We start from the raw sequence: 7204 nt of genomic DNA, 5'->3' as shown, positions 1-7204 counted from the left end.
GGCGCGCCGTTCTTTCGTAAGCCGTCGAACGACGGGACAACACAGGCATCACCGAGCGGCAGACCCACAAGGAACAAATCCCGGCCAGTCGACCGGCCACCCATCCCTACTAAACGATTAGGAGTGCATCGTATGACCGTTACCCTGACCGAGACAGTGGGGTGGACTCGGGCACAGATGGCGGCCAGAGCCGCATTGGAGCTGTCTGCGGGTGAGTACGTCAACCTCGGCATCGGGCTACCGACGCTGATTCCCAATCACCTTCCGGCGGGCATCGACGTCGTATTACACAGCGAGAACGGGATTCTCGGGACCGGGCCGTATCCGGACGCGGACGATATCGATGCCGACCTGATCAACGCGGGCAAGGAAACGGTCACCGTCAACGCCGGCGCCGCTTTCTTCGACTCCGCGCTGTCGTTCGGAATGATTCGGGGCGGACGCATCGACACAGCGATCCTCGGCGGGATGCAGGTGTCCGAGTCGGGCGACCTGGCGAACTGGATGGTTCCCGGCGCCATGATCAAGGGCATGGGCGGGGCGATGGACCTGGTCCACGGTGCGCGCAAGGTGATCGTGCTGATGGAACACACGGACAGATCCGGTGCACCGAAGATCGTGCGCGAGTGCACGTTGCCCCTCACCGGGCAGGGGGTGGTGCACCGGATCATCACGGACCTCGCCGTCGTCGACGTCACCGAAACGGGCCTCATTCTGCGTGAATGTGCGCCAGGCGTGTCCGAGGAGTCGGTGCGCGCGGCAACGGGAGCGTTGCTCGCATGACCGACGATCCCTCCACTCCCGTCATAGACCACATGCGCAGTAGTGGTCAGTGGAATCCGCAATGGAACGGACTCGCGGAGATGGACCCCGGCTGGATCGAGCAGTACATGACCACTGCGACCCAGCCGTGGCGGAGCGACGTTCTCTCGCCGAAGGTCATCGAGTTGCTCTGCATCGCAGTCGATGCCGCCTGCACGCACATGTATGCGCCAGGAGTTCGCCGACATATTCGCGCCGCCTTGGAACTCGGCGTCAGCGGCGAAGAGATCCTCGAAGTCCTGAAGTTGGCCACCGTTGTCGGCATTCACTCCTGCAACATCGGCGTGCCGATTCTGGTGGAAGAACTTCAGGAGCGCGCGAGCGCCGGCTCGATCGACGACCGCTCGAACGTGCCTGCAGGAGCGAAGCGAGACAACAACTCTGCCGGATCCTCGCCGGTGACCCGCGCGACGTAGGCACCGGCATCCTCCGTAGAGGAACGCCCAGATGCCGAAACTCCGCCGCGAGTAGCGCGGCAGGCGCACACTTTCGAGTATGCCCATTTCGCGGAAATTGATCCTGTTTATATGCGCACTCGGTTTGGTCGCTGGTTGCACGACGGATGATCACTCTAACGATTCATCGACAACCTCGGCGGCGTTGTCGTCCAACCCCGCACAGGCCGATGCCGTGCTGAAGGTCGTACGCGACTACATGGCGGAAGCGCACATGCGGTCCGTGATTCTGCGAGTTTCCGTCGACGGCAAGGAAATCGTCACGAAGGCGCTCGGTGAATCCATGACCGGCGTGCCTGCGACGACCGACATGCATTTCCGCAATGGAGCCGTCGCGATTTCCTACGTCTCGACGCTGTTGCTGAAGTTGGTCGACGAGAAGAAGGTCAGCCTCGACGACAAGGTCTCCAAGTACCTGCCCGATCTTCCGAACTCCAACCGGGTGAACCTACGCCAGCTGTCCCAAATGACCTCTGGCTACCAGGATTTCGTCCTCGGCAACGAGGCATTCGCGAAGAAGGCGTATGCCGATCCGTTCCAGGCATGGAGCACCGACGACCAGTTGGCGCTAGCGATCGACAAGCCACTGCTCTACGAGCCGGGCACCAACTGGAATTACGCCCACACCAACTATGTCATCTTGGGCCTCGCGTTGGAGAAGGCGACCGGCGAGAAGATGGCCGACCTGTTGCAGGAGAACGTACTCGGCCCGCTCGGTCTGAAGAACACGGTCCCGAACCTGACAGCAGAGATTCCGCAGCCAGTCCTCCATGCCTTCACTTCTGAGCGCAAGCAATTCCTCAATATCCCTGCGGATCAACCGTTCTACGAAGAATCGACCTACTGGAACCCGTCGTGGACCATCAATCACGGCGCCATCGAGACGACCAACATCGACGACCTGCACGACACTGCCGTCGCGCTCGGCACCGGAAAGCTGTTGTCCCCAGAGTCGTACAAGGCGATGACCACCACGGACCTCCGCGGCAAGACGACAGCCCTGCCGGGGTGTCTCACCTGCCGGCCGTTCGACAAGAACCAGACCTACGGGCTCGGCGTCTGGGTCATCGGCGATTGGTTGATGCAGAATCCGCTGTTCTACGGTTACGCCGCGTCCGAGGCATACCTGCCTTCGAAGAAGATCGCGATCGCGGTGGCCGTCACGTACTCGGAAGCAGCGTTCAGCGGATCGGGCGGCGTCCCCAATGGCGGCGATGTGTTGTTCCGCAAGATCGGGGCCGTGCTGGCGCCGGATGATGCACCACCGATGAAGTAGTTGCACAGCGATGAAGTAGTTGCACAACACAGCGCCACCCCGGCAGGAGACATCCGGGGTGGCGGTGTCGGCGGGAAAGGGTCAGTGGGCGTATGCCGGTGCGAACGACGACCGTTCGAACCTGCCTGCCGGGGCGAAGCGAGACAACAACTCTGCCGGATCCTCGCCGGTGACCCGCGCGACGTAGGCGCCCGCATCCTCCGCAGAGTCGACGTCGAGGAAGGACTGCGGGCGGTGCAGCAGGCCGACCAACGCCGAAGCGAACTTGGGGTCGACGGCGGCGGTGGCGAAGAACTGGCCACCGATATCGGCGAACTCGGGATCGCTGAGGAACAACCGGGTCACCTTGGCGGCAGCATCAGAGCGTGCGGCAAGGAACGATTCGTACTGCTCGGTCAGCCACGCCTCGTCGAACGACCCGTCGTGGTTGGCCGCCGCGGCCACGTACCGCTGCGCCTGGATCAGACCGCTCTGTGCACCTTGGCCCGCGATCGGGTCGTAGGCAACGGACGTGTCGCCCAGCGAGCCGACGACGTGGCCGCTCGCGGTCCGGCCGAAGCCCGCACGCACGACGGGACGAACGGCGCCCTTGAGCCACGAGTGCGGGTCCTCGGCGATGACCTCGGCGGTCTCCACCTCCGGCAGATCCCAGTCGATGTAGTCGCGGTACAGATCTTTGACGATGGCCAGCGCGGATTCTGCGGAATCTGCTGCGGCGAAGCGGGTTTCCCAATCGCTGCCCGGTCGCGCCCAACCGAGGAATGCCCAACTGGGTCCTGCATCCTTGTGCAGGTAGGGGCCCCACCACGCTTCGCCCTGCTCGGCAAAGATGGAGAACAGGCTGTGCCCGCCACCTGCGGGGCTGCGATGCGCGAAGACGCCCTCGTCGAATCCGAGGCCCTTGACGGTCACGGTCAGCAGGGTGCGCTGCGGCGCGTCGTAGACGGTGCGATCGGTGTCGATGGCGAACAGATCCGAGAGTCCGCCGCGACCGGTGGCGACGAGCGTCAGGTCGCTACGACCCGCGATGTCGTCGAGCGACTCGGGCGTGACGGGCTCGACGACGAACTTGCCGCCGCGCTCCAGGAACGCAGTGAGGCGCTCGTCGGCCTTGAGTCGGGTATCGACTGCGACGCCGACATAGCCGTCGAAGTTGCCGTCGAAGGCAATGAGTTCGGCGTTCTCGGGGCCGGCGATCCGAACGCTCAGGCCCGAATGCCGTGGCGCCCGTGATGTGTAGGTATCCAGTCCGAGCGCGACCTCGGCTTGCTGGGCCTCGCCGAACTCGAGCGCGGTGCCGGTGGCAGGCACGTCGTCGCACAACGATCGTTGGTCGCGGTCGCTGTAGAGCGTGACGTCGAACCCGGCGTCGAGCAGTCCGAGGGCGGCGGTCACTCCGGTCTGACCGGCGCCGACGACGGTGGCCGTACGGGTGGATCGGGATGCGGAAGTAGGTGATGTCATGGTCGAAGTCTCGCGCTGGCGCGCGCGTATCAGCAGAGTTGCGATCAGCGCGAATCGATTCCATGCCTGCGGTTCTCGACGATCTACGATTGACCGATGTCGTTGACCAGTTATCGTCAGATCGCAGCGCAGGCCGAGGCGCTGGTTGCGGGCGAGTCCGATCGAATTGCCAACGCCGCCAACCTGTCTGCGCTGCTGTTCCAGGAATTGCCTGATGTGAACTGGGCAGGCTTCTATTTCTACGACGGGCTCGAGCTGGTAGTGGGCCCGTTTCAGGGCAAACCCGCTTGCATCCGAATCCCCCTCGGCAAAGGCGTATGCGGCACGGCGGCTTCGACGCGCGAGACGCAGCTGGTGCCGGACGTGCACGCCTTCGCCGGACACATCGCCTGCGATTCGGACAGCCGATCGGAAATCGTTGTGCCGCTTGTTCATGACGGCGAGCTGATCGGTGTGCTGGATATCGACAGCCCGGTGCCCGATCGATTCGACGGAACCGATCGGGCCGGACTCGAAGCGATCGCGGCGGTGTACCTGGAAAGCCTCAGCCGCTAACTCTTGCGCTCGCCTGCACTCCATCCGAACGGCAGATCGGTGCCGTTCAGCAGGTGGTCACCGATCGAGCGGGTCTTGAAGATCGCCGGATTGTGCACCGAGATGGTGCGGGCGTTGCGCCAGTGCCGATCGAGCCGCAGCCGCTCCGAGACGATCGACGCACCCCCGAGTTCGAACAACTGGGTGGTCGCAGCAAGGACGGTATCGATCACGCCGAGCTGAGCCTGCCCGGCCGCCAACTCCGCTGCGACGATTACCTTTTCGTCCTTCGCGCCGCCGTCCAAGACCTCGTCGAGCACGTCGGCAACCGCAAGCACGCTGGCACGCGCCGAGAAGGTGGCAGCAGACAGTCGGCCGATCACCTGCTGCACCAGCGGGTCCTGGCGGGGCAGGTCAGCGGTGCCATGGGTGTACGTGCGGGTGCGAGCTTCGACGTAGTCCTTCGCGTCGCGCTCGGCACGCTGCGCGATTCCGGCCAGCACAGCCAGCTGGACCAGCTGCAGGTACGACGTCGCGTACGTCGGACCGGCGATGCCGTAACCCGGCCCGAGAATGCGATCCTCGGCGACTGCGACGTCGGTGAATTCGGTTGTGCCGCTGGCGGTCAGTCGCTGACCGAAGCCGTCCCAGTCGTCGTTCTGCCGCACGCCCTCGGCGTCCGCATCGACCAGAATCCCGAGCCGCTCGCCGTCACGGTCCGCGGCGACCAGGATGTGATCGGCGTACAACGATCCGGTGCTGTAGTACTTCACCCCGTTGAGCGCCCACGCGTCGCCCGAGGCGGTGAGGGCGGTGCGATACCGGTCCACCGCGCCCACACCGGGCTCGGTGATCGCGTTGCCGACCAGAGTGCCGTCGCTCACGGCACGGAGCCATCCATCACGTACCGGCCCCGGCTCGGCCAACAACTGGTCTTCGACGAACGACCAATGCACACGCAATGCCTGCGGCAAGTTCGACTCCGCGGCCGCCAGGTCGATGAGCAGTCGGAAGAGCTGGCGGACGCTGACGCCATAGCCGCCGTGCTCGACCGGCACGCGCAGGGCGCCGAACTTCTTCTCCTTCAGCCAGCCGACCTCGTCATATGGCAACCTGCGGTCGATCTCGCGCTCGACGGCGCCTGCGGCGATGCGCTCGAAGATCGGCGCGAAGATCTCGTCCAGCTCGACATCGGAATACTGCTTCTGGGCAATCTGAGTCATGCACCGGATCGTCGTCCTGTGGGCCGCGCGATTCACTGATTGCGCGCAGCGAGATTGGAATTCGTGCGTGGAGACTTTCCAGAAACCGGAGCCCGGCAGACCTCTTGAGCCCCAACAGTTTCAGGAGTTTCGTGTCGGTGGTCGCCGATACAATTCGGGCATGGGTTTAGGGGAGATTCTCGAGGAGATCAGGTCGGTGGGCCGCGTGTCGTGGCAGCTGACCGACGACGCGTTGGCGTCATCTCTTCTCGATGTCTGCTCCGCCATTCATGGTCTCGAAGCGTTGCGGTACCGGTTGATCAGCGACATGAACGAGCGGGGTGCCTCCCGTCCGGGTACACCAGTGTCGCCGCCTGGTTGGCGTGCAGCACCTCGCTGAATACCCGCGAGGCGGTTCGGATCGAACGGCGCGCGGATGCGTTGCGGAGTAGTCCGGAGGTGCGGGCAGCGTTCGAAGCCGACGACATCTGTGCCGATCACGCCGCGATGATCATTTCGTTTATGGAACGACCCCCGGCGGCGATGCCAGAGGAGGCGGCACCCGCTGCCCTGAAGTTTCTGTTGGATGCTGCGACGGATCGGGATACTCGGGTGTTGCGGGGTGCGGTCGTAAAGTTGAAGCAGGTCTTCGAAACCGATGATCCGCCACCCGCCGAAGATGTCGATCGCAACGAGTTCTTCGCCTCTCCCACCAGCAACGGGCGGGTGGTGCTCAAGGGTGATGTCGACGCCGAGACCGGGGAGATGCTGCTCTCCGCGTTGTCCCCGTTGTCGAAACCCCGACCCACCTCCGATGCCGAACCCGACCGACGCACCCCCAGCGCAACGCCGTGCGGATGCGTTGACCGAGGTGCTGCGCCGCTACCACGATGCCGCGTGCGGACCCGACGAAGGCAACGAACGCCCACACCTGCACGTCCACATCAACGCCAACGATCTCGTCGAAAGGCCTGCTGCGGATCGGGGTGCGTACGACGAGATGTTCGCCCAAACGGATGTGGGTTGGACGCCCTGGATGGGACCCTTATCGGTCGATACGGTTCGCCGGTTGGCCTGCGACTGCACCCTCTCACCGATTTTGTTGGACGAGAACGGCACCCCGATCGATCTCGGCAGAACTACGAAAGTGATTTCCCGAAAGTTGCGGCGCGCGTTGGTCGCTCGGGATCACGGCTGCGCGTTCCCCGGCTGCGGACGACCCCCGTCCTGGTGCGACGGACATCATGTCAAGCATTGGGCAGATGGCGGGCCCACAGATCTGGATAATTTGGTGCTGCTCTGCCGGTTTCATCACCGGATGATTCATCACAGCGGCTGGGAGGTGGTCATCGGGGAGGATCGCCACCCGTGGTTCATCCCACCCGTACAACGAGACCCATACCCGCCAACAACCGCGGCGCACCTGTACGGGTCTGACAACTACACAGCAC

General features: G+C 64.0%; 6 protein-coding genes and 3 pseudogenes. 7 read left to right on the top strand and 2 right to left on the bottom strand.

Going from position 1 to position 7204, the window contains the following annotated elements; translation table 11 throughout:
- Window positions 1-132 precede the first annotated feature (132 nt).
- The 3 genes and pseudogenes from FOY51_RS25950 (at window position 133) to FOY51_RS25940 (ending at window position 2553) form a co-directional block, all read left to right on the top strand.
- Window positions 133-783 carry a 3-oxoacid CoA-transferase subunit B gene (locus FOY51_RS25950; protein ID WP_149433164.1) on the top strand — a complete coding sequence of 217 codons (651 nt, stop codon included), beginning with the start codon at window positions 133-135 and terminating at the stop codon, window positions 781-783.
- Window positions 780-1139, top strand: a pseudogene (locus tag FOY51_RS25945) (carboxymuconolactone decarboxylase family protein); the annotation flags it as partial. The gene FOY51_RS25950 and the pseudogene FOY51_RS25945, both read left to right, overlap by 4 nt.
- Before the next feature lie 178 nt (window positions 1140-1317).
- Window positions 1318-2553, top strand: coding sequence for a serine hydrolase domain-containing protein (locus FOY51_RS25940; RefSeq protein ID WP_149433162.1), 1236 nt, complete (start codon window positions 1318-1320; stop codon window positions 2551-2553).
- Between the two features lie 81 nt (window positions 2554-2634).
- Here FOY51_RS25940 and FOY51_RS25935 read toward each other — a convergent pair whose 3' ends face one another.
- Window positions 2635-4017, bottom strand: a complete 1383-nt coding sequence (locus FOY51_RS25935) for a styrene monooxygenase/indole monooxygenase family protein (RefSeq protein ID WP_149433161.1) — start codon at window positions 4015-4017, stop codon at window positions 2635-2637.
- Window positions 4018-4113: 96 nt separating this feature from the next.
- On the opposite strand from FOY51_RS25935, the gene msrC reads away from it, so the two are divergent.
- Window positions 4114-4572, top strand: a complete 459-nt coding sequence (gene msrC / locus FOY51_RS25930; protein WP_149433160.1) for a free L-methionine (R)-S-oxide reductase MsrC — start codon at window positions 4114-4116, stop codon at window positions 4570-4572.
- On the opposite strand, the gene FOY51_RS25925 is transcribed toward msrC, so the two are convergent.
- On the bottom strand, window positions 4569-5774 hold the full coding sequence (locus FOY51_RS25925; protein WP_149433159.1) for an acyl-CoA dehydrogenase family protein: 1206 nt from the start codon (window positions 5772-5774) through the stop codon (window positions 4569-4571). The genes msrC and FOY51_RS25925 overlap by 4 nt on opposite strands.
- A gap of 160 nt (window positions 5775-5934) precedes the next feature.
- Between FOY51_RS25925 and FOY51_RS25920 the strand changes: the two genes are divergently transcribed.
- The 3 genes and pseudogenes from FOY51_RS25920 to FOY51_RS28055 all read left to right on the top strand — a co-directional run.
- Window positions 5935-6153, top strand: a complete 219-nt coding sequence (locus FOY51_RS25920; protein WP_149433158.1) for a hypothetical protein — start codon at window positions 5935-5937, stop codon at window positions 6151-6153.
- Window positions 6132-6536: pseudogene (locus tag FOY51_RS28060) on the top strand (hypothetical protein); the annotation flags it as partial. The gene FOY51_RS25920 and the pseudogene FOY51_RS28060, both read left to right, overlap by 22 nt.
- Window positions 6433-7071, top strand: a pseudogene (locus tag FOY51_RS28055) (HNH endonuclease signature motif containing protein); the annotation flags it as partial. The pseudogenes FOY51_RS28060 and FOY51_RS28055, both read left to right, overlap by 104 nt.
- Between the last annotated feature and the right edge of the window lie 133 nt (window positions 7072-7204).

It is taken from the genome of Antrihabitans cavernicola, from assembly GCF_008297975.1.
Taxonomy (GTDB): Bacteria; Actinomycetota; Actinomycetes; order Mycobacteriales; family Mycobacteriaceae; genus Antrihabitans; species Antrihabitans cavernicola.
The sequence above is the reverse complement of the archived record's forward strand: the minus strand, read 5'-3'. Positions and strand labels throughout refer to the sequence as shown.